This is a genomic window from Photobacterium sp. R1 (genome assembly GCF_054600795.1).
Genome location: NZ_BAAHZP010000014.1, coordinates 55,340 through 82,032, shown reverse-complemented (window position 1 = coordinate 82,032; position 26,693 = coordinate 55,340). Strand labels below are relative to the sequence as shown.

21 protein-coding genes and 2 tRNA genes are annotated in these 26,693 nt (G+C 52.9%); 14 read left to right on the top strand and 9 right to left on the bottom strand.

From position 1 onward, the window contains the following. Window positions 1-39 precede the first annotated feature (39 nt). Both ACYP03_RS19575 and ACYP03_RS19570 read right to left on the bottom strand, forming a co-directional pair. Window positions 40-3,693, bottom strand: a complete 3,654-nt coding sequence (locus ACYP03_RS19575) for a DUF4132 domain-containing protein (RefSeq protein WP_459781807.1) — start codon at window positions 3,691-3,693, stop codon at window positions 40-42. A gap of 77 nt (window positions 3,694-3,770) precedes the next feature. Next, entirely contained in the window at window positions 3,771-7,406 is a 3,636-nt protein-coding gene (locus ACYP03_RS19570; protein ID WP_459781805.1) for a DUF4132 domain-containing protein, read from the bottom strand. Between the two features lie 286 nt (window positions 7,407-7,692). Here ACYP03_RS19570 and ACYP03_RS19565 point away from each other — a divergent pair, with 286 nt between their 5' ends. The 4 genes from ACYP03_RS19565 to yqfB all read left to right on the top strand — a co-directional run bounded on the left by ACYP03_RS19565 (window position 7,693) and on the right by yqfB (window position 9,325). Continuing rightward, window positions 7,693-8,106: a hypothetical protein gene (locus ACYP03_RS19565; RefSeq protein WP_459781803.1), complete on the top strand. Its 414-nt coding sequence runs from the start codon at window positions 7,693-7,695 to the stop codon at window positions 8,104-8,106. 37 nt (window positions 8,107-8,143) lie between these two features. After that, entirely contained in the window at window positions 8,144-8,527 is a 384-nt protein-coding gene (locus ACYP03_RS19560) for a hypothetical protein (protein WP_330961581.1), read from the top strand. A gap of 73 nt (window positions 8,528-8,600) precedes the next feature. After that, window positions 8,601-9,011, top strand: coding sequence for a hypothetical protein (locus tag ACYP03_RS19555; protein WP_330961580.1), 411 nt, complete (start codon window positions 8,601-8,603; stop codon window positions 9,009-9,011). Then, complete coding sequence (gene yqfB, locus ACYP03_RS19550) at window positions 9,008-9,325, top strand: N(4)-acetylcytidine aminohydrolase (protein WP_330961579.1); 318 nt, start codon at window positions 9,008-9,010, stop codon at window positions 9,323-9,325. The genes ACYP03_RS19555 and yqfB overlap by 4 nt, the downstream gene beginning before the upstream one ends. A gap of 86 nt (window positions 9,326-9,411) precedes the next feature. Here the strand turns inward: yqfB and ACYP03_RS19545 are convergent, their stop codons facing one another. The 4 genes from ACYP03_RS19545 to ACYP03_RS19530 form a co-directional block, all read right to left on the bottom strand. After that, window positions 9,412-10,137 (bottom strand): hypothetical protein, encoded by a 726-nt coding sequence (locus ACYP03_RS19545; protein WP_459781801.1) that lies wholly within the window; start codon window positions 10,135-10,137, stop codon window positions 9,412-9,414. Window positions 10,138-10,334: 197 nt separating this feature from the next. Further along, window positions 10,335-10,431, bottom strand: a tRNA-OTHER gene (locus ACYP03_RS19540). A gap of 399 nt (window positions 10,432-10,830) precedes the next feature. Continuing rightward, window positions 10,831-11,748: a hypothetical protein gene (locus tag ACYP03_RS19535; protein ID WP_459781799.1), complete on the bottom strand. Its 918-nt coding sequence runs from the start codon at window positions 11,746-11,748 to the stop codon at window positions 10,831-10,833. A gap of 45 nt (window positions 11,749-11,793) precedes the next feature. Beyond that, window positions 11,794-11,890, bottom strand: a tRNA-Leu gene (locus ACYP03_RS19530). Window positions 11,891-12,149: 259 nt separating this feature from the next. Here ACYP03_RS19530 and ACYP03_RS19525 point away from each other — a divergent pair. Continuing rightward, window positions 12,150-13,346, top strand: a complete 1,197-nt coding sequence (locus ACYP03_RS19525) for an amino acid permease (protein WP_459781797.1) — start codon at window positions 12,150-12,152, stop codon at window positions 13,344-13,346. A 20-nt stretch (window positions 13,347-13,366) separates the two neighbouring features. Beyond that, window positions 13,367-14,227 (top strand): MBL fold metallo-hydrolase, encoded by an 861-nt coding sequence (locus ACYP03_RS19520; protein WP_459781795.1) that lies wholly within the window; start codon window positions 13,367-13,369, stop codon window positions 14,225-14,227. Between the two features lie 41 nt (window positions 14,228-14,268). Here ACYP03_RS19520 and ACYP03_RS19515 read toward each other — a convergent pair whose 3' ends face one another. Genes ACYP03_RS19515 through ACYP03_RS19505 form a run of 3 tightly spaced genes read right to left on the bottom strand, consistent with a single transcriptional unit; the run spans window position 14,269 to window position 17,128 of the window. Next, the gene (locus ACYP03_RS19515; protein WP_459781793.1) at window positions 14,269-14,565 is read right to left on the bottom strand and encodes a PAAR domain-containing protein; all 297 of its coding nucleotides are present in this window, start codon (window positions 14,563-14,565) and stop codon (window positions 14,269-14,271) included. An 8-nt stretch (window positions 14,566-14,573) separates the two neighbouring features. Beyond that, a complete protein-coding gene (locus ACYP03_RS19510) occupies window positions 14,574-15,137 on the bottom strand; it encodes a DUF6931 family protein (RefSeq protein WP_459781791.1) in 564 nt (187 codons plus the stop codon). Then, the gene (locus ACYP03_RS19505) at window positions 15,137-17,128 is read right to left on the bottom strand and encodes a type VI secretion system Vgr family protein (RefSeq protein WP_459781789.1); all 1,992 of its coding nucleotides are present in this window, start codon (window positions 17,126-17,128) and stop codon (window positions 15,137-15,139) included. The genes ACYP03_RS19510 and ACYP03_RS19505 overlap by 1 nt, the downstream gene beginning before the upstream one ends. Window positions 17,129-18,098: 970 nt before the next feature. Between ACYP03_RS19505 and ACYP03_RS19500 the strand changes: the two genes are divergently transcribed. From ACYP03_RS19500 to ACYP03_RS19465, 8 genes are all read left to right on the top strand, one after another. Then, window positions 18,099-19,502, top strand: coding sequence for a type VI secretion system protein TssA (locus ACYP03_RS19500; protein WP_459781787.1), 1,404 nt, complete (start codon window positions 18,099-18,101; stop codon window positions 19,500-19,502). A 31-nt stretch (window positions 19,503-19,533) separates the two neighbouring features. Next, the gene (locus tag ACYP03_RS19495; RefSeq protein ID WP_248144252.1) at window positions 19,534-20,052 is read left to right on the top strand and encodes an Hcp family type VI secretion system effector; all 519 of its coding nucleotides are present in this window, start codon (window positions 19,534-19,536) and stop codon (window positions 20,050-20,052) included. A gap of 70 nt (window positions 20,053-20,122) precedes the next feature. Continuing rightward, window positions 20,123-20,632, top strand: a complete 510-nt coding sequence (gene tssB / locus ACYP03_RS19490; RefSeq protein ID WP_036755496.1) for a type VI secretion system contractile sheath small subunit — start codon at window positions 20,123-20,125, stop codon at window positions 20,630-20,632. Then, the gene (tssC, locus tag ACYP03_RS19485; RefSeq protein ID WP_459781784.1) at window positions 20,632-22,113 is read left to right on the top strand and encodes a type VI secretion system contractile sheath large subunit; all 1,482 of its coding nucleotides are present in this window, start codon (window positions 20,632-20,634) and stop codon (window positions 22,111-22,113) included. Before tssB ends, tssC begins: the two co-directional genes overlap by 1 nt. Window positions 22,114-22,161: 48 nt before the next feature. Next, entirely contained in the window at window positions 22,162-23,523 is a 1,362-nt protein-coding gene (locus tag ACYP03_RS19480) for a type VI secretion system contractile sheath domain-containing protein (RefSeq protein WP_248144250.1), read from the top strand. Next, entirely contained in the window at window positions 23,520-23,936 is a 417-nt protein-coding gene (tssE, locus tag ACYP03_RS19475) for a type VI secretion system baseplate subunit TssE (RefSeq protein ID WP_459781782.1), read from the top strand. The genes ACYP03_RS19480 and tssE overlap by 4 nt, the downstream gene beginning before the upstream one ends. Then, entirely contained in the window at window positions 23,929-25,722 is a 1,794-nt protein-coding gene (tssF, locus tag ACYP03_RS19470) for a type VI secretion system baseplate subunit TssF (RefSeq protein ID WP_459781780.1), read from the top strand. The genes tssE and tssF overlap by 8 nt, the downstream gene beginning before the upstream one ends. Continuing rightward, complete coding sequence (locus ACYP03_RS19465) at window positions 25,704-26,687, top strand: type VI secretion system baseplate subunit TssG (RefSeq protein WP_459781778.1); 984 nt, start codon at window positions 25,704-25,706, stop codon at window positions 26,685-26,687. The genes tssF and ACYP03_RS19465 overlap by 19 nt, the downstream gene beginning before the upstream one ends. The last annotated feature ends 6 nt before the right edge of the window (window positions 26,688-26,693 follow it).

Here is a 26,693-nt window from a genome sequence, read left to right as displayed (position 1 = left end):
AACACCGTCAGCAGCTCAGGGCTGACGGTTCGGTTTGGATTACCGGAAAGCGTTTTGAGCTTCCAGCAGCAACTCGCGGGCAATCCGGACCGGCAGATCGTCGACGGCCAGACGCAGGTTGGCGTATGCTTTGTCCTGCAGGTCATCGTAGACGTAACTGCCCCGCGGCAACTGACCGGTACGGTAAAACTCAATGGTTTTGGCGGTGACCCTGGGTTCATCGCTTTCGTAGCCGTCACTGCTGTGCCAGATGTCCTCATCGAAGGTGATTTCAATCCCGACACTGAGGCCGTCCAGCTCTTTGTAGATTTCGTCAAAAGAACCGGCATCCCGTACGGAACCAACCGACCAGCCGTTTTTACGCAGCCGGTTGATCACGGTCGAGGGCGATTTGCGGCCGAAGCCCGGCACTTTGTACTGATTGCTGGTGGCGGGTTCGAGCCGGACAATTTCCCGTGTCAGTTGGTCAAACAGCGGCGTCAGGTTCCAGTCGTCCATATAGCTTTGCCAGGCGGCCAGTTGCGGGTCAGACAGCTCTGTCGGATGGACCAGGCCGATTCTTGCATCGGGCTGAATCGTCACCGGTTCATCCGCCGTATCGACAGGTTCCGGATTCGGCAGGAAAGTGCGGATGAGCTGATCATCTTCATAGACGCCCCAGATCAGCTGACCGGCAATCTTGTGCATCACCGGATTGCCCAGAAAGAGTGCGTGCCAGCGCTCAAAGGACCAGGTCCGCCAGGCGACAAAGGCATCTTCCATGCGCTTCACCTGCAGTCCAACCATGTCTTTCAGCAGCTTTTTCAGGGTGTTGAAGTGTTGTTTGGCTTGCACTGCCTGCGCGGCGTCATCGCCCTGTTTCGGCTTCGGCAGGGTTTTGCTGAGTTTGCCGTCTGGCTTGCGGATGACAAATTTCAGATCGTCATTGAGAACCAGCGACAGCGTCTGACCGCAGTAGTCGAGCGGAATGTGGTCGCCGTCGAAACCCAAATCGTCCACCAGCTGATCGCCGAGTTCATCCGGGCTGATCCCGGCCTGTCTGGCACCGATGGTAAAAGCTGCCCGGGCCGCATCTTTCACGCTTTGCTTTTTGCTGTTGCGGCTGATGCGGTCAATGGCCATGAAGGCGACCTTCTGGCCACTGAGTCCCATGCGTTTCATCGCGTACCCGGCCAGCTGGTGTTTCGAACTTCCGGCAAATTTTTCAAGCTGTGTTGCCAGTGCGGTTATCACACTGGCATCACCATGGATGGCCGGAATCGACAGCAGCCATTTGTTTTTGTTCGTGATTTTGTCGACGTAGGCACTGAGGATACTGTGCGCAAATTGTGCCAGCGAATCCGGAGTGAAAGTGCCGGCAATCGCGTTCGCTTCCTGACTGCTGTGGTCGCCGTCGTGATGCTGATAAATCAGGCACAGTTGCATGGCGGCATCGGCTGACGGCTTACCATCCCTACGTTCCGGCAGCGTCAGCAGGCTGAAATCAACCGGTGATTTTTTCGGTTGGTGATAGTTGTCGGCCAGATAGGCATCCAGATCAAATCCGCTAGCTGCATTGGTGTCCGCAGACTTGGTATAAAGGCTGCAGAGATCAATCTTGCCGTGTTCGATCAAGAGAGCGCGGGAAGCGGCGGTACTGACTTTATCCAGCAACTGACGGGCGGTTGGCGTATTCACGCCAGACGCACAGATGAGTTCAATCGCATGCACTTCCTGCGGGGCACTGAAGGTCGTCAGGTCTTCGATCATCTGATTCATGACGGCAGCCCGGATCGGATGCGGTAACGCCAGAATGCACTCCTTCACCACGGCAATGGCGCCTTTGTGTTTGTCTTTCAGCAGGGAAACCAGCAGCTGCGCTTCTTCAATGGTCGTGATCTGGCCTTTGAAAAACGGCAGCACAGTGGCTCTGAACCGGGCGGGCAGGGTTGACAGCCGTTGAACCACAGCCACGCCATGCTGATGCAGATACTGCAGTTCATTGGCAGCAATATGACGCCGGAATCTGACGTTGCGCCATTCATATTCGTCTGAACGGCGATCGTTGATTTCAGCAAATGTTTCGGCAAAGTCGGCGTAAACCGGGAACGCGATGGCCTGGTATTCAGGTTGCTCCAGCACAATCGCTGAGATCAGCCGCTGCGGGGTCGATGTAAATTTTCGTTCCGCAGCCTTGAAGAAGTCGGCGAAAAGCAGGTCATTTTTTCCGTTCAGCATGACCCGGGTCAGGCGTCGCAACTGCAGATCTTCCAGATAGCAGACTGGCGGGAACTTGCTGTCTTCCGCAAGCTGAAGTGCAAGCGTGCCGATTGCTGCTTCGTGTTCCCCGGTCAGCAGGTATTCAGCGAGCAGCTTGGCATCCTGAGTATTGGCTGTCAGTGCCGGGCTGAACGATTGAGTCCACTGCCGATCGCGTTCGGCTTTCTGAGCCGCCAGCTGATCGTCAGCGGCGAGCCGGTTGAGCGTGTAATAACCCCGAAGTGCGACGGTATTATCGCGCGGTTCGAAACTCTCCCAGATGGTTTGGGCGCCGTAGGTTTCAATCAGAGCTTGCAGAATCTGATCGTGCGGGTTGGGTTTTCGGGCATCGGCCGGTATGCGAGAGAAAGAACAGGCATAGTGTTCGATGCTGTAGCGGACAATGAATGCAATGAGTGGCGCCTGAATGTCCGGATTCGCAGCAACGGCCTGATTGAGTTCTTCAAGAACCTCACGTTTGCTGGACCAGCGGCAATCGGGGAAGCCGCCTAATTTGAGCTGTTTCTTAAACCAGAGCGAAGGTTCCAGCCGAAAGACGAGTTCCTTCAGATGGTTGGCCGCAACAGACTGGTGGACGATGGGATCCTTGCTGTCACTGAGAAAGTGGAATAAATCGGTGAAATCCTCGTCGGCTTCCAGCAGCGTAAATGCGGCCTGCTGATGATAGAAAAGAGGCTTCCGGTGCAGATGCGCCCGGATCAGCGCTGGGGTCTGCTCCCAGTCGCCCCGTCCGCGCAGCAGCTCGGTGAGTCCTGTGATTGCCTCGACCGGCAGTGCAGCCCTGTACTGGCTGATGTCGTTCTTGTCCAGCGCATTGGCATCGGGAAACGAATCACAATTGGCATAATCACTGGTTAAATCCTGCAGATAAGTGATCAGCGCTTCTTCAAAGTGCGCGGCGTCACGCCGCGCCAGCGCCTGTCTGATTTCAGGGAACAGGACTCCCCGGCAGTACAGGTGGTGGGGGCCGTGATAGTGTCCGTTGGTTTTATGGCGCTCATCGGCGAAGAACTGACGCAGGTCATCTTCTCTGAAGATGGCGCGGAGATGGCTGATCCCGGCATCACTGCCGAAATAGTCGGAGAATATCTCCGCCATGAGCGTAAAATCGGCTTTGATGCAGTCCTGAAAAGTCGGCATGACGGCGCGGAGTTTTTTGATTCTGACACTTTTGAGCCATTGCTGATTTTCGGTCGACAGGATCAAGGCGTGCAGAAATCGGGCAATGTGGTCCGGAGTATCGTCCAGCGTCTCCAGGGTCTGGTTGAGAAAGACTTCTAAATCAATGGGCGATAAGCAGGGCGTGACCTGGAATTGGTTCAAACTGGTATCGCTGTATACAAAATCCCGGATCTGGCTGATGACCTGCCCGGCTTCCGGCTCATCGTACAGCGGATTGTCCCGTAGCTGATCGAGTACCGTGCTGATATTCATTCTTTTGTCCTGAGCGTGAGTAAAACGGAGAAACCAGCCAGCCCGTCAGGTGAGGGCTGGCTGGATGAGACGCAGTGTTACAGGAAGGCTTTCTTGGCTTCCAGCAGCAGCTCGCGGGCAACCCGTTCCGGCAGGTCGTCAGCTGTCAGGCGAAGATCGGCGTATTCTTCTTCCTGCAAGTCATCGTAGATATAGCTGCCCCGGTGCAGACGACCGGTGCGGTAGAACTCGACGGTTTTCGCGGTGACTGTCGATTCATCACTTTCGTAGCCGTATCCGCCATGCCAGACACTTTCATCAAGGGTGATTTCAATGCCGACGTTGAGCCCGTCCAGCTCTTTGTAGAGTTCGTCGAATGAACCACCGTCGCGCACGGAACCGACCGCCCAGCCGTTTTTACGCAGCCGGTTAATGACGGTGGATGGCGACTTGCGGCTGAAACACGGCACATGGTACTGATTGCCCGTGGCCGGTTGCAGTTCGACGACATCCCGCGACAGCTGGCCGAACAAAGGTTCCAGATTCCAGTCGTCAAAGTAACTCTGCCAGGCTTCCAGTTGTCCGGAAGACAGTTCGGTTGGATGGACCAGCCCGATGTTGCCGTTGGCCGGGAGGTCGACCGGTTCATCTTCCATGTCGACCGGTTCCGGATTCGGCAGGAAGGTACAGACCAGCTGGTTATTTTCGTACACCCCCCAGACCAGCTGGCTGGCAATTTTGTGCATCACCGGATTCCCCAGAAACAGAGCCTGCCAGCGGTCGAGGGACCACATCCGCCACGCCACAAAAGCATCTTCCATGCGTCTGACCTGCAGGCCGACCATGTCTTTCAGCAGCTTTTTCAGCGCGTTGAAATGCTGTTTGGCCTGCTCCGCCTGCTCGGCATCATCGTCCTGCTTGGGTTTCGGCAGGGTTTTGGTGAGTTTGCCGTCTGGTTTGCGGATGACAAATTTCAGTTCCTCATTGAGGATCAGTGACAGCGTCTGACCACAGTATTCGAGTGGAATCTGGTCTCCGTCAAAGCCCAGATCGTCTACCAGCTGATCGCCGAGTTCGTCTTTGGTGATCCCCGCTTGCTTCGCGCCGATGACAAAGGCTTCGTTGGCGGCATCTTTGACACTTTGCTTTTTGGTATTGCGGCAGATGCGGTCGATTTCCATGTAGGCCTGCGTCAGGCCGCTGAGCCCCATCATTTTCATCAGGTGACCGGCCAGCTGGTGCTTGGAACCGTTGGCGAATTTTTCCGTCAGGGCCGCCAGTGCTTTCATCACGCTGGCATCACCGTGAATTGCAGGGATCGTCATCAGCCATTTATTCTTGGCGGTGATTTTCGGGCCAAATCCGCTCAGCAGGCTGTGTGCAAACTGTGACAGAGATGCCGGCGTAAAGGCGCCTGCAATCGCGTGGGCTTCCTGACTGACGCTGTAGCCTTCGTGGTTCTGATAGATCAGGCACAGCTGCATGACGGCGTCGTCTGCTGGTTTGCCGTCGGTCCGTTCCGGCAGGGGCAGCAGACTGAGATCGAGCGGTGCTTTTTTCGGTGCGGTATAGCTTTCCGCCAGATAGGCATCCAGATCAAACTGACCCCCAGCGCCGGTATATAATTGCGTGAAATCGAGATTGCCTTGTTCAACCAGCAGGGTGCGGGATGCAGTCGACTGAACCCGTTCCAACAGATGACGGGCCATGTCTGAATCAATGCCTTGGTCACACAGCACTTCAACCGCATGGACTTCCTGCAGTGCATTGAAGGTCGCAAGTTCGGTCAGGATTTTCTCACGGACGGTCTGGCGGAGTGCCTCCGGCAGGGCGTTCAGACATGCCTTGGTGGCTGTAATGACCCCTTTCTGTTTTTCTTTCAGGAAATCAACCAGCAACAGGGCTTCTTCGGCGACGGAGAGCCGTCCTTTCAGCATGGGCAGCAGAATCCCTTTATATTTGGCGGACTGTTTGGAGAGCTGGTGCACGCAGGCCATACCATGCTGCATCAGATATTCCAGTTCTGCTGCGGCAATGTGGTCGGTAAACTCGATCCCCTGCCAGCGATAACTGTCATCCCCCAGCTCATTCCGCTCCGCAAAAGATTCGGCGTACTCGGCGTAGGCTTTGAAAGCGATGTCGTGATAGGCCGGTTTTTCAAGCACCACGTCTGAAATCAGACGTAACGGTGCTGACGTGAAGAGCCGGTGAGCACCCATCAGATAGCGCGGGAAGTGTTTGGTGTTTTTGCCGTTCAGCATTACGCGGGTGAGGCGTTGCAGCAGTGGGTCTTCCAGATAACACACCGTCCCGAAAAGACACTCTGGATTGATCACTAATTTGCTGATCTGGCTTTCGTGTTCTCCGGAGAGAAGATAATCAAACAGTAATTGAGCATCTTTGTCGTTTTGGGTGAACCGGGCACTGAGCCCTTCCAGCCACTGGCGATCATAGGCGTTTTTCAGTTCGGCCAGGCTGCCGTCTTCTGCCAGGGAGGCGAGGGTGTAATACCCCAGCCGCTGCTCAATAATGCTTCTGGGCTCGAACGTCTCCCAGAGGTAGCGGGCACCATACTGCGAAATCAACGTGCGGAGCAGCTGATTATGCGGGTTGTTTTCCGGCGTGCCTGCCGGTGTACGTCCGAACGCGCAGTCGTAATGTTCAAAGGTGTAGCGCAGGGTAAAGGCAATGAGCTGATCTTTTTTGTCCGGGGCAGCCTCGATTGCGGCGGTCAGCTCCTCCATCACCTCATCTTCATCAGACCAGCTGCAATAGTGGTAGCAGTCCTGCAGGAAATGCTGCTCAATCCACACGTTCGGGTCCAGCAAAAAGACCAGCTGCTTCAGATTGTTGGCCGCACCGGACTGCAGGATAATTTCGTCTTCACTATTGCAAATCCAGCGGAACAGGGCACAAAAATCCTGATCGGCTTCCAGCAGGGTATAAGCGGTCCGGTCATGTTTATAGATGGGTTCGCGATTCAGGTGGCTGCGGATCAGCTCCGGATCCTGATCCCAGTCTCCCTGTCCCTGCAGAAGCGCGGTCAGTGCCTGAATGGCTTCGGGCGGCAGCGAAGTCCGGTATTGTTTGTTGTCCCCTTTGCGTTTTCTTCTGCGTAAGTTGGGAATGTAGCTGGCATTGGCATAATCGTGTGCCAGCGCCTGCAGGTAAGTGAGCAGCAGTGCTTCGAAACGGGCCGGATCTTTTTCTGCCACCGCCTGTTCGAGCTCAGGAAACCACACATAGCGGCAGTACAGATGATGTTCATCGTTGTAGTGCCCGTCTGTTTTGAGGTGGTCACTTTGGAGAAATTCGCGGACTTCGGTTTCTGAGAATTCCTTCCTGAGTCGTTCGATCCCATCTTCTGCATCATACTCATCGGCGAAAAGGCGCTGCATCAGTTGAGACGGAGACATGATGTAGTCATGGAAGGTCGGCATCCACTGTCTTAGTTTCCGGATGTTGACGCTGGTGACCCATGACTTGTCTTCCATCGACAGGGCCAGCGCGTGTAAATACCGGGCGATCTGTTCCGGGGTATCTTCCAGGTCTTTCAGATTTTCCTTGAAGAACTTGGACATGAAAAATCCGGGCAGGGTCGGATTCGGTTGAAAATCGGTGTAGTCCATGTCGCCGTAGACAAAGTTGCGAATGTTGATCGCACTTTGCTCGGGAACTAAGCGCTGGTAGTAGCCGCTCTCTCGCAGTGCGTCAATCACCTGACTGATATTCATTGTTTGTCCCTTAGAATGCTTCATTTGCCGTGTTTTTCAGGCTAACGGGTGTGTTCTGCTGTATTGGATACAGCTATTCATCATTGTCTTCTGTATTAGTAAAACGTCAGAATCTATAAAACCTTGTGCACGGTGCCGTGATGAAGTGCCTTTTTTTGAATAGAGCTCGCAAAAAACTCAGATAACCGATTGTCTTTATTTATCTTTTCAATATTGGTCGCCGCTCGTAACTGTTTTCATTTATTCCGATTCCGAAGGATGTCGGGATCTCAGAGGATGGTTTACGATGCGGCAGGCCGGCATACATCACATCGAGTCGAATTCGCAACACGCACAAACGCAGGGGCCCCAACGCGCACAGTCACAAGGCAATAAGGTGAGTCTGTCCCGGCTGTTTCAGCTGATCATCGGCGGTGGCCTGCTGGTGATGGGCGCTTATGTTCTGATGCTGCTGGCGCTGAACCTGAACGACTATATTCAGGAGTTTCCGGGCAGCCCGGTGCATCAGTACCTGATTGATACGCAGGAACAGGGGTTCTTTCTGGCTTTTGGCAGCCATGAAATCAGAGTCTCGCAGTCATTCATGAATATCATCGCTTTGTTCTTCGGTTTTTATATTCTGAAAATCTGGATCAGTGTCGGAAAGATCCTGGTGCAGTCCGGGAAATTCCTGCTGGAAGAGAAAAAGGATCAGGCTTGATCTGATGAGATCGGGTGCGTGAAGAAAGGATCGAGGTATGAACAGACTGCGGCAATATCGACGGGTGATTTACATTCAGGTCGCTCAGGATCAGGTGACGGTCACGGATGCCAGAACCGGAAAAAGTGCCACGGAAATCTCGCAGGCCCCTTTTTCCAGCCGACGTTTGGCTGTCGGTCACTTTTACCTGGCGGCTGATACGCTGAAGCGTGCTTACCGGCAGGTGTACCCGCGCTCTTTCTCTTTTCTGGAACCTATCATTGTGCTGCATCAGCAGTATTTATGTGAAGACGGCTTATCCTTGGTGGAAGAAAGGGTTCTGCTTGAACTCTCGGGTTTGATCAAAAGCCGTCACCGTTATGTCTGGCAGGGAGACCCATTGTCTCCCGCGCAGTTACTGGCAGGGGAATATCAATCATGATGCAACAGCGCTTTACTGACAGGCACCGCAGGTTCGCGGTGGTTGAACCGCTGAAGTTTTGCACTGCGAGTTGATGAATATGAAATGGTCTGCGTCGTATTGCCTGAATGCCATGGTCCCTGTTTTCCTGATAAGTCTGCTCATCCCTTTCGATGATCTTGTGATGTTATTGGACCCGCAGGCGCTTTGTTATGTCGTTGCTGTTTCTGTTGCCGGTTATGCGGCTTCACAGGGGAAGTCATTTCAGGAAAAACTGGCCTGTGCGGAGAAAATGGCCTGGGTCAGTGGCTTTTTTGCGGCTCTGATTGGGCTGGTCCGGACCTTCACGTCCTATGATATTGTGACAGGCGCGATGACTGATGCGTCGGCAATTCTGGTGGGGATAGCGGTATCCGTGCTGCCTCTGATTTATGCAGCCGGGATTGCCATGTGCCTGACACCACTGAAACACACCGATCAATCTGAATTCGGGAGACACCGATGATTGCGACCACGACCATGACATTTTTCGCCCGTTTTGAAGCCGATATTCTGTCGGGCCGGAAAACCATCACCATCCGGGATGTTTCTGAAAGCCATTATGTGCCGGGAAGTGTTGTGCAGGTCTCAACGCTGGAAGAGGGCCGGGACTTTTGTCGGCTTGAGATTCTTTCCGTCGAACCCATTTTATTTCAGGACTTGTCTGAATTTCATGCCCGGCAGGAAAATATGACGCTGGCTGAGCTGAAAACCGTGATTCGGGAGATTTATCCGGATGATGATCAGCTGTATGTCATTACTTACCGGCTGGTGCCGTGATTCTTTCTTGAGTAGGCAGGTGGGGCAGGACATCAGAAGCCGTGCTTCAGAAAAGCCCGTCTGACAGACGGGCAATTCCGAGGGGGTTATTCCAGCGGCAGCCCTTTCACTGGCAGGCCTTTCACTGAACTGACGGCCGCATCGGATTCCGTCAGAGCGACATGGACTTTCTGACCTGTGTTGGCGGCCAGGTAAGGTGCCGATGCAGCCACCAAAACCGGGAATACCCGACGGAGATCGTCACTGGCATCTGAACTGGTCGCTGTGGTTTTCCACAACGGAACCGGTGTTTCTGAGCGGCTGTTTTTGTCGAAAGCAACGCCTTCGATCTGGACATATTTCAGGTAAGTGGTTTCGGAAGCTGTGTAAGTCTGATATCCCGTGATTCCGTAGGACGGGGTGTTCATTGTCGTCCCGGTCTGCGATGTCATACTGCCGAATGTGTTGGTGGTCTTGTAGCTGTTAGCAAAGGCGACGCCGGTTTGTCCCCATGTCGGCAGCTGATACGAATAGTGCTGGGTTTGGGGTTCACCAATGCCGTAAGACAAAAAGATCGCCTGTTCCGCGGATTCAGGGGTGGTTGCGGCGACGTAGCCTTTGGCTTGCAGCACCCGCACCAGATAAGTCGAGTATTCCCTGAACTGAAGGTCATTCACCGAAACCCCCGCATTTCCGGGCAGCAGTACATAGGTTTTTTGATGCTGCGCTGTACCGGATGTCAAAGAATCAACCACTACGTTGAATGTCGGCTGTCCAAGGGTCGAGCACCCTGAAAGTCCCAGAAACAGGACCAAAGTCAGTAAATGTCGCATGTTTTTCTTAGGTTTCTACACGTCAGTAAAATTTGAGGAAAGCATATTAATCAAAAGCATGGGCTGAAAACACGAAGAATACAGGGAACGAAAGTGCTTGATTTTAGAGATGTGATTCAAGAAGGATAACACTCGACAACTGGTACCCGGAACGGAAACGGTATTCGCTAACCCGGTTGCTCCAAAGCAGAGAAATGTGGCGGAGGGAGCAGGATTTGAACCTACGGAGCGCATGGTAACACTCAATATCCTGTTGAAGAAGATACTCCCTTTAGACCACTCAGGCACCCCTCCGCGATGGGTGTATTTATATCAATTCAATTTCATACCATCCAGCGGAAATATCCTGAATAAACTCACTGGTCACAAATATTACTGATTGAATGATGAAAGGTGAAATTACCTATCATAGTCGGTTGTAATTGCTTATTTGACTTAATATTGATCAATTGGTGGGTTTTATTGCTATTTATTTTTCTTGGATGGATGCGGCGGAAGCCATCGGTTGCATTTCACCGAACTCTTGGTCGGGCAGAAAGCTTTTTACAAGAGTTTTTCAGCTTTCAGGATCGAGACACTGGCGGGAAAAAGGTATCTGAGTGGAAGTTGCCGGGAGAGAAAAATAAGAAAAGGCCACTGTTGTGACCTTTATGCTCGTGACATTACTTTATTATGCAGATGCTTTTGTCTTCGTTAAGCGCATGAGCCTCCAAAGAACACGAAATACCCAGGCATATCAAAGTGATCATACGTTTTGCAGGCAACCCGGTATCCGTTCAGTACGTTGTTCATGGAGCAGCGTGGATAGATTCCGATCCGGGACGTGTAGTGATCGAACTGTTTGTTTGGCGTGATGTGATAGCGGGTGGCTCGTTCCGTGGCTGCGTTGCCTGCAACGCAGTTGGGTTTGTTATTTTCAATGACAGGAATGAACTGATCTTCAATTCTCATGTACCAGTTCGCCCCGGAATCCGAACTAACGAAAAGCTCAGAGTCTTTCTTTTTATTTTTGATGTGCCGGTTAAACCGGTCAGCCATACCTTTTTCACTGCAATAAAACGGTTGAATGCTCCGGCCACTCTGACGTGCGTGGGCTTTGAACATTTCCTCAGCTTGTGTCGGCAGAATATATTCGGACACGGCATCCTGACGATATTTATTATCCGCCTGATCTGAGGTCGTTGACGGGTCATGTTCCATGAAAAAATCGTTCAGCGGGATCATGAAATCGGCCTCAATACCGATCTGCTGGTTGATTTTATCGATGGCCTTCAGGCTGAAATCAAGCGAGACGATGGGCTCTTTTCCGATCTCAAGCCGGTCTTTCAGGTTAACCACAGTGTGCGCTCCGGCAACCAGCAGTTTATCTGTAATGACAGGCTCATTGGCAATGAGCTGAACAAAGGCATCGACGCAAGTGTCGTCGAAAGACGCCTCGTGGAAGATTTTGTCGACCTGGCCGTTCAGGGTCCGATACACAAGAAAGGGATTCACGCCATCATTGATGCCTTTCAGGCAAGAGAACTGGTACCCGGGGTGTATCTCCCGCTTGATGTCAGGAAACTCATCCCGGAAATGACATGCTTTGAACTGGCTGGATACTTTAGACATAAGACCTCACATCAATGTTGCGACACAGACTGGTGAGGGTCGAAGTGGCGGAGGGAGCAGGATTTGAACCTACGGAGCGCGAGAATGCACTCAATACTCCCTGAAAGAAGATATTCCCTTTAGACCACTCAGGCACCCCTCCGCAATGGAGGGATTTATATCAATCTAGATGTATATATTCCACACTCTTTATGTGGAATATATGTAGTTGTCACAAATATTAAACTCAATCATTCATTTGGTTGAATTGACTGATATTGTCGTCTAATTTAATGCTTTTTGTTTCATATTGGTTATTGAGTGAAATGTTTGTCTTCCATGATTGATGGCGGTTTGATGTTTTTTTGTATCAAACACTAGGGCATCGGTTGAATGAGAAGACGATTCAGGAGGCATGAAACGTGAGTTTGTCTGCAGTGAGTCACCCCGCCACCCGCAATAGGGTCAATTCCCGTTGGGTCGCAACACATTTCGCAACTGCAATGGGTATTGGGGTGCTGTTTGTGCCGCAAGCGCTGGGACCAGGTACCATCGGTATTTCAGCCTTTTTGGTCATGGTTGTTTTATGCATTCCGCTGTCTTATCTGAATCATAAAACACTTTCCGGATTAATTATTTCCGGCGGAACTGGCGGGGGCTCCGTGGCGACCATTAAATCCATGGCCGGGCAAAAGGCCTCGCTTCTTTACGCCGCTTTGTTGTTTATTTCCAGTTTTTCTATCTGCATGATTAACTTCATCGCACTGGTGGCTGCCATCTCCCAGAGTGTACCGCCGGAATACACCGACATTGCACGCATTGCTGCTGCGATTGGCATCGGTCTTGTTATTTATCTGTTTTCGGCGCAAGGACACGGGCGGATCGTGTCGCTGACGAAATACATTGCTGTGCCTTTATCTCTGGTACTTCTGTTTCTGTCCTGCTTGTTAATTCCCAAATGGGACTGGCAGCTTGTGTCTGCTCCTTCCGAACTTCATCTGAAAGAGATCATCACGTTCATTCCGATCATCATCTTTGCCATGAATTTCTCTCCTTGCGTCTCCGGGTACATTGAATCCAGTATGCGAGACAGCAATAACAATAAAACTGTGTGTGAGCAATCTGCGTCCCGGACTCTGCTTGCCAGCTGTTTCGCAATTGCAGTGACGGTGATGTTCTTTTCGTTCTCTGTTTCGATGTCTCTGAACAGTGCATTGCTCGACAGCGCGGATAAAAATGCCAACTCAATTTCACTGGTCGCACAGCTGATGGGAGGCGGCTGGTTCAACGTTGTTGGTTTCTTTATCGTGGCTGCCGCGTCTTTTGGTGCGCTCATGGGCACGGTCATTGGTGTTAAGGACGGATTAAAGGATTCCCCTCTTAGCAAAAAAGTCGACGAAAAAGGCCTGATGGTTCTGGTGACGGTTGCGCTCGTCGGCATCGGGATCCTGAATCCGAATATCATTGACCTGATTAAAATGATCAGCGGTCCGGCAGTCATCGCCGTGGGGATGCTGTTCCCGGCGATTGTCATGATTAAAAACCGGCACTATCAGCTGATTTACTTTGTGGCTATCGGGATCAGCCTGCTCACATTTGCCGTCGGCTTGTTGATGTAAGCGGAGATAAGGAGGCGTACATGATCATTCATGTCCTGGCTGATAATCAAAAGATTGCCAACAGAACAGATTTGAAGGCGGAGAAAGGTCTGTCTTATCACGTCAGCACCGGGGCGTGTGCCATCCTTTTTGATGTCGGCGGCGGACAGACTTTCTTGCAGAATGCCCGGCAGCTGGATTTAGATATTGCACGTGTCGATGTCGCTGTTCTTTCTCACCGGCACCATGATCATGGCAACGGCTTACCAGTTTTTCTGCGCGAGAATCAGCACGCCAGGGTCTGTTTACGTGCGTGTCCGACCGAGTCTTACTTTTTTAAATACCCGATATTCAAATACACTGCACTTCAGTTTGAGGTCGGCCTGGATGTCACGCCGCTGGAAGTCTTTAAAGACAGGCTCTGGCTGATTCGTCAGACCACGGAGATCTGTCCCAATGTGTTCTGTGTCGTGAACATCAGTGAAAAGTATCCGCGGCCTGCCGGCAACCGGTACTTGTTCGCAGGGGAAAAACATAGTCTGAGGCCCGATCCTTTTGAGCATGAACTCTTTATGATCATACAGGAGCCGGACGGGCTAGTGATTTTCACCGGCTGTGCTCATTCCGGCGTGTTAAATATGATTGAGACGGCGGTGGAGATGTTTCCGGGTGTCCGGATCAAAGCCGTTGTCGGCGGGTTTCATCTGGTGGGGTTGCCGCTTTTCAATACCCTGGGTGGCAGTGAGGCTGATATCCGGAAAATCGGGGAGCAACTCAGCGCTTACCCCATTGTTCGCCTCTACACCGGCCATTGCACCGGCATGAAAGCATTTCGAATCCTGAAACAGGTGCTCGGCGATCGCATCGAGCATATCCCGACCGGCAGTTGTCTCCGCATTTGAGTCCGTCCGTCTGAATGGATCAGCCGACGATCAGCTACCAATCAGCCGCCAATCAGCACGGTCGGCATCCCCATCACGATGGTCCCGCCGTGTGAGGTCTGGTCGCCCATCCGGGCGGCTGGCTTATTGTTGATCAGCACGGTGGCACTGCCTTTGATCACACTGTCCGGCGGGCCGACACAAACGCACATTTGCCCCAGAGTGGCGGCGGGCAGGTTGCCAATCAGGACCGTGGTCGGCAACGGCAGCAGCGGACCGCCGACGTGCGGAATAGGGACCGGCGCCGGGGTTTGCATGGGACACATGTGCATATCGGTAGCTCGGGCTGCAGGTAACATCGGAACTCCTAATTCTCGCCGTTGCCGCCAGCGGCAATATTCAGACCCATGTCGATAAAATCACGGTATCGTTGTTTGGCATCTTCACCATCCGGAAGGACGGCGCTTAAGTTGATGCTGCCTGCCACGGCTTGTGCATACAGGTAGGGTGGCGGCGGTACGACCGGATCTTTGGGGCTGGTCATGCTGCCACCGCTCCAGAAAGCCGACTGAGCCGCCCATCCGGCGCCTGATTCGAGTCCGGCCAGTTCGGCCATCTGTTCCGCGTAACGACGGCTGGTTTCGTCCGGGGTATGAACCCAGGCTTTTGCGGCGCGCACTGCATTGGCTTCGTGTTCATTCCAGTCACTGCGCGTCGCGGCGCAGCAGGCGGCCCACCAGATGCACTCGCGCACAGGCAGGGCGTGAGCGAGAAATGTGACAGCATCAGCAAACATTTCCTGCGTCATGGCCGCTTCAATCAGGTCCCCGGGAGCATGGCCTTCTGCCGCCAGTTGGCTGAACGGATCACTGGGTGAGTACAACCCGATGATGTCGCTGGCGTTTTGGTATGGAATTTTGCGTAAAGTCATTAGTTTACCTTGGCTATCGCACCCTGAATCTGCACCATGGCGCCGGCTTTCACCTGGGTCATGGCGCTGCCGTTTACGGTCACAATTGCGGCTTTGACATCGGCTTTTCCCTGTCCTTCGACCGTGACCATGGCCGCTTTCATTTCGGCTTTTGCTTTGCCGGTGATCGCGACCTGCGGCGCATCGATCTTGATGCCGCTGGCGCTGATTTCAATTTTGCTGGCACCGACTTTCAGTTCAATCTTGCTTTTTCCGCTGAGCGAGATGGTGCTGCCGTCAATGGTGACTGATGATTTGGCGGACAGGTCCATACTGGCGCCCGCCTTCAGGTTGAGATCTTTTCCGCTGTCGCCCGTCCAGTCTTCCTTGCTTTTGGTGGTGATGGTTTTGTCGCCTTCAACCAGAATCGCATCTTTAGCACTCAGCGTAACCGTCTTCTCAACCTGTGTGTTTTTCGTGCCTTTGATGGTCGTCAGATGATCGTTGTTGGCCTCAACCTGCAGGTCTTTTTCCGCATGCAGGAAGATGTGCTCTTTGTCTTTCTGATCGTCAAAGCGCAGTTCATTGCCCTGTTTACTGTTCCCTTTGGGGGTCGAGCGGGTTTTCAGGCCACTTTGGGTGGCTGCGCTGTATGGCGCGGCGTTTTTCGTGTTGTAGAGAGAGCCGGTGACGACCGGACGGTCCGGATCGCCGTCAATATACTGCACCAGGACTTCATCTCCGACGCGGGGTGTAAACTGTGCGCCAAAGCCTTTGCTGGCCAGACCTTGCGACACCGGCAACCAACATGAACTGTTCTCATCACTTTTCCCGTTTCTGTCCCAGTGGAACTGGACTTTGATGCGCCCGGCTTTGTCGCGGTAAATTTCCTCGCCGCTGGGCCCGGTCACCGACGCGGTGTGCACGCTGTGGACTTTCGGTTTTTCCTGAACCAGCGGGCGGTACACCGAAGACGCCGGAATACAGCTGAACTGATTGCGATAGACTGGCACCGACCCCGATTCTTCCGTTGAGATATGATGGGTGAGTCGCGTGACGATGTATTCCTGATTCATCGCGCTGAGCGGGTGTTTATTCAGGCGGAACTTATACCCGCAGGCGACGGCCGCAATACTGGAACTGGCTTTGGAGACTGACTTTGCTGCGTCCAGAGCCTCCATCTGGCGTTTGGCCGCATCGCGGGCTTCGTTCTTATTGTCCTGACCCAAACCGAACCAGGCTTGCTCAAGACCAGCCGGTGCGCTGTCAAACGCACTTTTCCGTTCTCCGCTTTCAAAGACCTCGGCCAGTGCCTGGGTGTGATCAGCCAGAGAAACTTTGGCGCTGCCCATGTGTGTGGCGTGGCTCCAGTGACTGAGTGCGCGGTGCGATGCCTGACTGCCGTCCTGATAATACAGCGTCGGTTCTGGCATGGACTCAAAACGCTGGTTTGAATCTGCAATCACGACGGAAGGTTTGCCGGACTCATGACGGATATGAAAATGCCAGCCTTCGCTGGCGAGCAGGCGGCGGATAAACTGCTGATCGGTTTCGTCTAGCTGGACGCAGTATTCATGCTGTTTTCCGCTGCCTGAGACGGCATAGGTAAAATAGTTTTTAAAGTCGGCGTCGCCGAGCAGAGTATCCAGAATTTGCCGGGTGGTCATGTTCTGAAAAATCTGACGGTTCCGGCGGTAAGTCAGCAAGGACATCGGATCGGCCGCTTCGATCTGATAGAAGTAAAGCTGTCTTTCCTGACTGAACCCGGTGAATTCGACCGAAGTGCACAACCCGGAGAAGCAGCGGGTTTCTAAAGACTGCTCCAGAGAGACGGAGACGTTTTTACCGAGGTTACTCTCTTTGATCTCTGCGCTTGAAGCAACAGACAAGGAAAAACGGCAACCTTCAGAAATTGCTTCTTCACCCATGAAATGGGTGACAACATAATTTTTATTGTCCGCGAGTTTTACGGTCAGCGGACGACTTTTTGAGAGCAATTCACTGCTGGTCATATTTCCTCATTTCCTGTAAGCGAAAAGTGGTTTTTTGCTTAAATAAAAATCGAATCAACATCAAATAAAGTGCGTTGATAAACACCTGGGTGAATAAGTGTTGGAAGAGAGTGAAGGTAAAATAGTAAAGAGCAATAGGGATTTAATTTATTGTTTGTGTCTTTGGAATTCAAGTCATAAAGCGTCTTTTGTTTTTTACCTGTTGCTATTTTATGGGGTGAGGTTCAAATGTAATCGATTTATGAACAAATCGAGTAAATGCACTAAATTAACTTCATTAACAATAAATACGCTATATGGATTACCTTTAAACAATCTTTATATGAAATTTCATCCATTAGATATTCGTTCCTTCGCTTATGCTGCGGGAAGGATGTATAAAATGGACATGCGTGATTGTGTGTTTTTTGTATTTTAAATCAGCTGCTTATGTGTTTATTTTTCATGTTTTCTGTCCGTTTTAATTGTTTTGTATGGCCTAAATGCCACCTAAATGTGGCGTGAATGTGTCTTTTTAATGTGCCATCTCTGGATATAATTGACTTTAAATGGCGAACCAAAATTTGCCTGAATTAAAAAATTAAAAACTGATGAAATAAAAAATGATTTGTCTGGTCTGATTTGTTTTGACCGAAAAGTATGATTTCGAACTTGATTAATATATCCATCACCGGCGTACGAAAATCTCGATAAATTAGAATTTGCTTATATTGATTTTAGTATTGGCTTGTCCTGATTGATGACGAGATATGGGGTGTTGCGGGAGTGATATCGATTCGTCTTTCGATGTGCTGATTTTTATATTATTTGTATATTCGTTTATTCGATAAACCAAAAGTACGGTGCGTGCCGATCGGCAAGCTGTGATTTCAGTCATCACTGCTTGAGGGGTCCTTTTGCTCAAATGCTGACTGGGACTTGTCTTGCAATTTCACAACGCCAATTCACAACAAGAGTACGCAGGTAAAGCATGCCGTTTTCAAAACAACAGATTGAACAGCTTTCGGCCCCGATCTCATCAGAATCCATTTGCGGAAGCTACCTGAAGCTGGATAAAAGCGCTTTTCGTCCGCTGAGAAATGAATTCAATGTGGCACAGACTGCATTGCGTCAGCTGAGCCAGAATCCAAGCGAAGATGAAGTGGAAGCGCTGCAAAAGGCGTGTCTGGCCAGCTGGGAGACCCTGTCTGCGAGCCTGCTGAATCAATTTCAGACCACGACTCGTGATATTGAGCTGATCGCCTGGTTCATTGCTGCTCAGGTATTGCTGGATGCTTCGCTGGACAGTGCGGCGAACGCGCTGGCCTGGCTGGCGGATCTGGCTGAGCAGCACTGGGATCACCTGAACCCCGTCCTGCCTCAGGAAAAACTGAAATCCCAAGCGGCGGACCAACAGCAGCGTGAGCAGGCTGAAGCCAAAGTGAAAGCCTTTTTTCAGCTGATTGGCGACAGTGAAGAAAGCTCGATTCTGTATGCGCCACTGTTGCAACAGACGCTGGCCGGCAGCATTTCGTTTTACGACTACCAGAGTGCGGAACGCAAAGGCGAACTGAGCCAGCTCAAAGCACAGGTTGCCGGTGTGGTGGCGCAGCAACGGGCGGACATTCAGCAACGTATGGAGAACACCGTTCGTTGTTGTGAGCAGGTAGACCGCTTAAGCGCTGCCGTACAAAAGCACACGCAAAGCGCCGGTGTAGCCGCGGCCAATTTTGGCTTCGTCAAAGCCCTGTTTACCCGGTTCGAGCAGGCCCTGCATCAGCTGACCGGGATGAAACCGTCCCACAAAGCCGAGCCGGTTGCGGCGGTGACTGCAGCGTCAAGCGCGGTAACAACTTCCCAGGCGGAAAACATGGCCGTGACAAACGCTGTGCATGATTCCACGCTATCTCAGGCCGCGCAGTCTTCTGCCGTGTCTGGCGCGCCGCTGAATCTGAGTGCCGGTAATCTTGCGCAGGTCGCATCGGCAAACAATATGAACCGCGATTTGGCGTTTCACCAGCTGCGTGAAATTTCAGACTATTTCCGCCAGAGCGAGCCGCACAGCCCGGTGTCATTTTTGCTGGAAAAAGCTATCCGCTGGGGCTATCTGCCGTTGCCGGAATTGCTGCAGGAAATGATGGCCGAGCAGAGCGGAGACACCTTAAGCAAAATTTTTCATGCCGCCGGACTGAATCATCTTGATCAGGTACGGCTGCCCGATGTTGAACTGCCGAAGGCAGGCATTGAAAACATTTCGGTACCCGAAAAGACTCCTCCCGTGACTGAGTCAATGAGTATTGAAAAGCATGTATCACAGACTTCCGCTGCTGATACCCAACCTCAACAAAAAAGTGAAAGTCACGAACAACCGGGCTCAACTGCCCTGCGTTGGTAAGTGCATATCCTGAAAAGAAGGAAGAACGAATATGGCAAGTATTTACATGCGTATTGATGGCGTTGATGTCAAAGGCGGCGCAACGGTTGAAGGTCTGGAAGGTAACGGCTGGTTCGCTATCTCTTCCTATTCCTGGGGCGGCGTTCGTAACGTCGCGATGGACATCGGCAACGGTAACAACGCGGACTCAGGCATGGTGGCCATGAGCGAAGTGAACCTGTCCAAACAGGTTGACGGTGCTTCAGAAGACCTGCTGTCTTTCCTGTTTAACCCGGGTAAAGAAGGGAAAACCGTTGAGATCGCATTCACCAAGCCAGAATCAGACGGCTCAGGTGCAAAACTGTACTTCCAGGTGAAACTGACGAATGCACGTCTGGTGTCTTACAACGTCAGCGGCAGCGATGGTTCTCAGCCATACGAGAGCATTTCTCTGTCTTACGTTGAGATTTCTCAGAAGCACAACTACGAGCTGGAAGGCGGTGAAGTCAAAGATGGCGGCATCGTGACTTACAACCTGCCACAGGGCAAGTTGCTGTCAGGCTCTAAATAATATTCGCCGGAAGCTCCATCTGAGATGGAGCTTCTTCTCTCGATGCAAATTCTGAACTAGGGACACCGTTATGGCATTGAACTCACAACATAAACGCGTCAGCAAAAACCGCGTCAGCATTACCTATGATGTTGAAACGAATGGCTCTGTTGAGACCAAAGAGCTGCCGTTCGTGGTCGGCGTGATCGGTGACTTCTCCGGCCACAAACCAGAATCTGAAAAAGTGGATCTTGAAGAGCGTGAGTTTACCGGTATCGATAAAGATAACTTCGATACGGTGATGGGCACCATCCATCCGCGTCTTTCGTACAAAGTCGACAATAAACTGGCCAACGATGACAGCCAGTTTGAAGTGAATTTGAGCTTCCGCTCGATGAAAGATTTCCACCCGGAGAATCTGGTTGAACAGATTGATCCGCTGAAACAACTGGTTGAAACCCGAAATCAACTGAAAGTACTGCTGAGCAAAGCGGATCGCTCGCGCGATCTGGAGCGTTTGCTGAAGGAAGTGCTGCAAAGTGCGGATGCCATTCAAGGGCTTGCGCAGGAACTGGGTCTGGATAAAGAGGGAGCGGAATAATGTCTGTCGAACAACAAACCGCAACGCAGGGCGCTGCTGAAGCTGAAGCGTCGCTGAGTTTTCTTGATCGTGCCATCACCGCGACCGCACAAACACCGGTGGATACCACCAAAGAATTGCTGAGCATTCTGACGTCGCAGGCACTGGAAGGCACGGTCACCTGGGACAAAAACCTGACGCTGACGATTGAGAAAGCCATCAGCGCACTGGATGCGAAAATTTCTGAGCAGCTGTCTTCGGTCATGAAGAACAATGACTTCCAGAAACTGGAAGGCACCTGGCTGGGCTTGCAAAAGCTGGTTAAAAACAGCGAACTGGGTCCGGACCTGAAAATCAAGCTGGCCGACTACACCAAAGATGAGCTGCTTGAGCAGTTTGAAGACGCGCCGGCGATCGATCGCAGCCGCTTCTTCACCATGGTTTATCAGGAAGAGTTCGGCACCGCGGGCGGTCAGCCTTACGGCGTCCTGCTGGGTGATTACGAATTCGGTTACGGCGACGAAGACGTCGCATTGCTGCGTTATATGGGCGAAGTGGCTTCCGCATCTCATGCACCCTTCATCGCCGCCGCCAACGCCAGCATGTTTGATTTCAACTCGTTTGCCACGTTTGCAGACGGGAAACCGGTCGCCGCTGGGTTTGACTCACCGGCTTACGCCAACTGGAACGCATTCCGCGCCAGCGATGACTCTCGCTATGTTGCGCTGACGCTGCCGAAAACTATGGCGCGCCTGCCGTATGGCTCCGCGACCATCCCGGTGAAATCATTCGATTTTGAAGAGCTGAAGACCCGCGACAACGGCCAGCAAATCGTTTCTTCAGACAAAGATTTCGTCTGGAGTAACGCGGCATACGAATTTGGTCTGCTGCTGACGCAGGCATACACCCAGTACGGCTGGTGTACGGCCATTCGCGGAACGGAAAATGGCGGTAAAGTCGAAAACCTGCCGAACTTCACTTACCACTCGGATGCCGGAGATCTGCTCCAGCAGTGTCCGACGCAGGTGAACCTGACCGACGAGCGTGAAAAAGAGCTCAGCGATCTGGGCTTCCTGCCGCTGGTTCACTACAAAAACACCAACTACGCGGTGTTTATGGGTGCACAGACCACGCACAAGCCGAAAACCTATACCGACGCGGATGCGACTGCCAACGCCGCGATTTCGGCACGTCTGCCGTACACCATGGCCAGCAGCCGTATCGCTCAGTACCTGAAGGTGATGGGTCGTGACCGGATTGGTTCGAACCTGGATCCGAATGATGTTGAGAAAGATCTCAACACCTGGATTCACCAGTACGTGAACCCGAACGCTATCGGCAACGAAGCCAAAGCGCGTCACCCGCTGGTGGAAGCGAAAGTCACCGTTGAAGAGCAGGCCGGTCGTCCGGGTGCCTATTCTGCGGTTGCCTATCTTCGCCCGTGGTTACAGATGGAAGAACTGACGACTTCGCTTCGTATGGTCGCCAATATTCCGGGTTAATCCGATTCGGAGGCAGACCGCCTCCGAATGTTTTGAATTGAGCAGTCGATGAAAACACACCCTCAGCACACAGCGATGCCCCCGATGCTTGCGAACCTGGCCTGGCAGGAGCTGTTGGTATGCGCCAGGAACCAGTCGACGGCTCAATTCAAAGCACAACTGATCCGGCTGATTGCCGAGCTGGATCAAGCCGTGAGTGAACAGCTGTCGGCCGTCATTCAGCATGAACATTTTAAGCAGCTGGAAGCGTCCTGGCTCGGACTGGCTTCACTGACGGCACTGCCGGTCTCTCAACGCCGGGTCAAAATCAAACTGCTCGATCTGAGCTGGCACATGGTTTCGAGCGACCTCAATTACTCGTTCGATCTCAAACAGAGTGCGCTGTACAAAAAACTCTATGCCAAAGAGTTTGATACCGCAGGCGGGACGCCGTTTGGCATGGTGATGGTGGATCACAAAGTCACTTCCGATTACGGGGACGAGCTGGGTTACGACGATCTCTATACCCTGCAGTTGCTCTCCGAACTCGGCGAGCTGGCACTGTGTCCTGTGGTGATGGGCGTGGATGAACACTTTTTTGGTGACGATCAGAGCCGTCAGCTGCATGACAGTGCGAGAGCGGAGCGGATCGTCAACAGCCGTGATTTTGCCTCCTGGCAACTGCTGCGTGACAAACCATCTGCGCGCTTTCTGCATCTGGTGATGCCGGAATATCTGCAGCGTCCGCCTTATCAACAGTACCCCGCGGGCTTTCTGTTCAGTGAAATGCAGGGCCGCGATCAGGCGCTGTGGGGCAACAGTGCCTATCTGCTGACCAGCAATGTCATCCGGGAATTTGACCGCATCAGCTGGTTTGGTTTCCTGCGTTCATACGATGAGTTCGCCTCATTCGGCGCGATTGTGGCGTCGTCGGAGTCGGTTCAGGCCAAAGTCGATCTGTACAGCGAAGATGACGGCTTCTGGGCGCAACAGGGATTTATCCCGCTGACCAGTTTATACCTGAGCGGACACAAAGGCTTTTTCAGTAATCAGTCGGTCTGGCGTGCGCCGAATGAAGCGACGCGTCAGCTGGGCATGCTGCAGACGAATTTGATGGCGTGCCGGTTCGGTCACTACATCAAAGCGCAGATCCGGGATCAGATCGGCCGTTATGACAGCGCGGAAGACTGTAAGCGCAGCCTGGAGCGCTGGCTGCAGAATTACATCAGTGAAGTGGATTACGGCGAAGACTCGATCATGGCGCGTTATCCGCTCAAGTCCTGTCAGGTCCGGATAGAGGAATCGCCTCAGGACCGGACCCGTTATCTGTGTGAAATCATGCTCCAGCCGCAGTATCAGTACGAAATGATGGATGCCCAGGTGGTGCTGACTACCTCCGTATCTGGCCAGGATATCGGAGCGCGCCCATGAGCCTGATTGCCAAGCTGACGCAGCGCTGGAACGACGACATCGACAGTGTGCGTGATGCCATTGTCGACAACGTCTGCACGCTGATCTCCAGCCGCGCCCCTATCTGGCCGGCCGCTTACAGCAGCGGGGAGGGCACCATCACCAACCTGGGGATGCGTAATCTGGCCCGCTCGCAGAGTAAGTCGAACAGTGATGTGATCGCGGCAGAGATTGCCAGTCTGATCCGCCTGTATGAACCCCGTCTGAGTCAGGTTGAAATCGAGGTTCAGGAGAATAAATCGGTCCAGAACCAGCTGTGTTTTCGTCTCTCAGCGGTGGTGCATTCTGAGCTGGGTGAAGAAGCGATTGTGCTGGACTCCTTTTTGGATCTCAGCAGCAACAAACTAGATGTAAGGAAATCGAATCTTGTCTGATTCTCTGCTCTCGTATTTTGAACAGGAACTGCGTTTCATCCGGGATGAAGCCACTGAGTTTTCGGCGCGTCATCCGGGCGCGGCGCGTGCGCTCGGCATTCGCAAAGACAGCATCGATGATCCGCAAATCGCCCGTTTGGTGGAGAGCGTCGCGTTGCTGAACGGTCGTCTTCAGCAGCGACTGGATGATTCCTTTCCGGAGCTGACGGAAAGTCTGGTCCGTTTGTTGTTTCCCCATTATCTGCGCCCGGTGCCTTCCTATACCGTGCTGGATTTCGAGATTTCACCGGAAGCGAATGCTGTGCACCGGATTCCGGCAGGCACCGAGTTTGAGCTGGCGGATGAACAGGGCGAAAGTGCCATTTTTCGTTCCACCCAAACCGTCGCGCTGTTGCCGGTCACCATCCGCAGTGCAGAGGTGACCTTTGCGCCGTTTGAAATGGCTAAACCGGCAGGGGCAGAGCATGCCAAAGCGATGATCGAGCTGACCATCGCTGCGACGGATGAGGGCTGTGATCTGTCGGCGCTGGACATCGGTGAACTGAGGCTGCACCTCAAAGGGGACAGCCATTTTACCCTGCGTCTGTATGACCTGCTGTCTCAGGGCACGTCGCAAGTGCGGATCTGCAGTGCGGCGACCCGAACGGACACCCGGGTTGATCTGGGGCCGACGGCATTGCGTCCGGTGGGTTTTGATGCCGAAGATACCGTTCTGCCGTATCAGGCTGCCAGCTTTGGCGGCTTTAAGCTCCTGACCGAGTTTTTTATGTTTCCCGAGCGTTTTCACGGGTTCAGCATTGATGTGCGGGACGCATTGCAGCAGATCACGGGCAGTGAGTTCCGGGTGCAGATTTTTGTCGAAGAGCTGAGTGTCGAGCTGGCCCGGACCTTGAATGCCCAGCATTTTTCTCTGTTCTCGACGCCGCTGGTCAACCTGCACCAGCAAGCGTCGGAACCCTTGCAGATCGACTTTTTCCATAAACAGTACCCTGTCCATCTGGATGCCAGTCAGGGCAAAGTCCTGGAAGTGTTTTCCGTGGACGAAGTGCTCGATGTCACCGCGGGTGATCCGGTCAGCGTGCCGCAGATTTACAGCGAAAAATTTGACCGTGCGGAAACGGGGCTGCGTTGGCAGCTGGTGCAGAACTTTCATGAACGGGGCGTGCTCGACAGCAGCCTGAAAGTGGCAGATCCGGAACACTATCATGCGACGGGATCGCCACGCGTGTGGCAGGTCAGTGCCACGGCCACCGACGGCGTCCGGGCCGGTTCGCTGCCGGTCAACAGCCGCGTCACCTGCCGGGAGTCGCTGACGATTCCGGCGCGCATGCAGTTGCTGCGTCGTCCTGCACTGCCGGTCAGAAGCCGGGATGCGAATCAGAATGTGTGGGCGCTGCTGTGCCACCTGCATTTTAACTACCACGCCATTCTGGGGACGGAGAATCCGGCTGCGACGCTGAAAAACGTGTTCGATCTCTATAACCACAATCAGAGTGCACAAAATTATCTGTACATCGAGTCGGTGCAGAAAATAGAGCAGGAACAGGTCGTGGCCCCGATCCGGGTTTCAGGGAAAACCTGTTTTGCGTACGGCACCAAGATTACCGTGACCCTGGCACCGGGCAATGTGAACGGCGGGATCGCCTTGTTCAGCCGTCTGCTGGACCACTTTTTTGCTTACTTTGCCGGGTTCAACAGCTTCACGCAGGTCGATATTTGTCTGGAAGGCCAGGACGGGGTGTTTATGGCGTTTCCGAGGAGAACCGGATGCAAGAGTCTGCTGTAAACCGCCTGCTGAGCGGTCAGTTCAGCGTTGCACTGGAGAAGGCCTGGCAGGTGTTTAAGCATCAGGCGGCGCTGTCCGGCCGTCGTCCGGAGGTCCGTTTCAGTGCTGAGCTGTTACCGGCTTACTACCCCAGTGAAGTGACCGGAGTGGCCGTGAATGCGGTCTCGGATTACACCCTGAAGACGTCACTGCCGGCCTTGTCCGGCAGCCAGAGCACCATGCCCCGCGCCATGTTTAAAGAGGCGCTCAGCGCGAATTTTGATCTGGGGGAGCAGGCACCACTCGATTTTTTCGACGCCTTCAACAACCGCTATTTTCGCCTCTACTGCCAGGTCCAGCACAAGCATGATCTGACGGCCCAGATTGAAGAAGCGTCGTTCGACTGGAACCGTCATCGGCTGTCGGTGACCGGGATGCTGGCGAATCTGGCCGGACAAAGCGGCCATGAAAGTCCGATCCCGGCCAGCCATCTGATTCAGTATACCGGGCTGCTGGGGATGAAGCTGACTTGCCCGCTGGCACTGAAAGCCATGCTGGAAGATTACTTCTCGGCGGAATTTGCGATTGAGCGCAGCGCGCTGGAATACCTGCCGCTGACCCCCTGTTCCCTGACGCAGATCGGGCGGACCGGACAGAACCGGCAACTGGGTATGGGCGCGCTGGTCGGGAAAACCACGCCGATGGCCGGACAGAAACTGAAGATCAAAATCTGCCCGAGAGATTATGACCATTATCTGGCGATTCGCCATGACAAAGCCATGATCCGTGCGCTGGACCATCTGGTGCGCAGTTACATGGGGGTCAATACCAAGTACGCCCTGTATATGAAAGTGAACAGCGAGTATCTGCCGCGCGTGAGACTGTCCGGGCGCAGTGACAGCGCATTACGTATCGGCCAGTCGGCCTGGATGAATCATCAGACGGAGCACCGGCAGTTTGTCGAGATGCCACTGACGTTAAGTTAGGAAAAC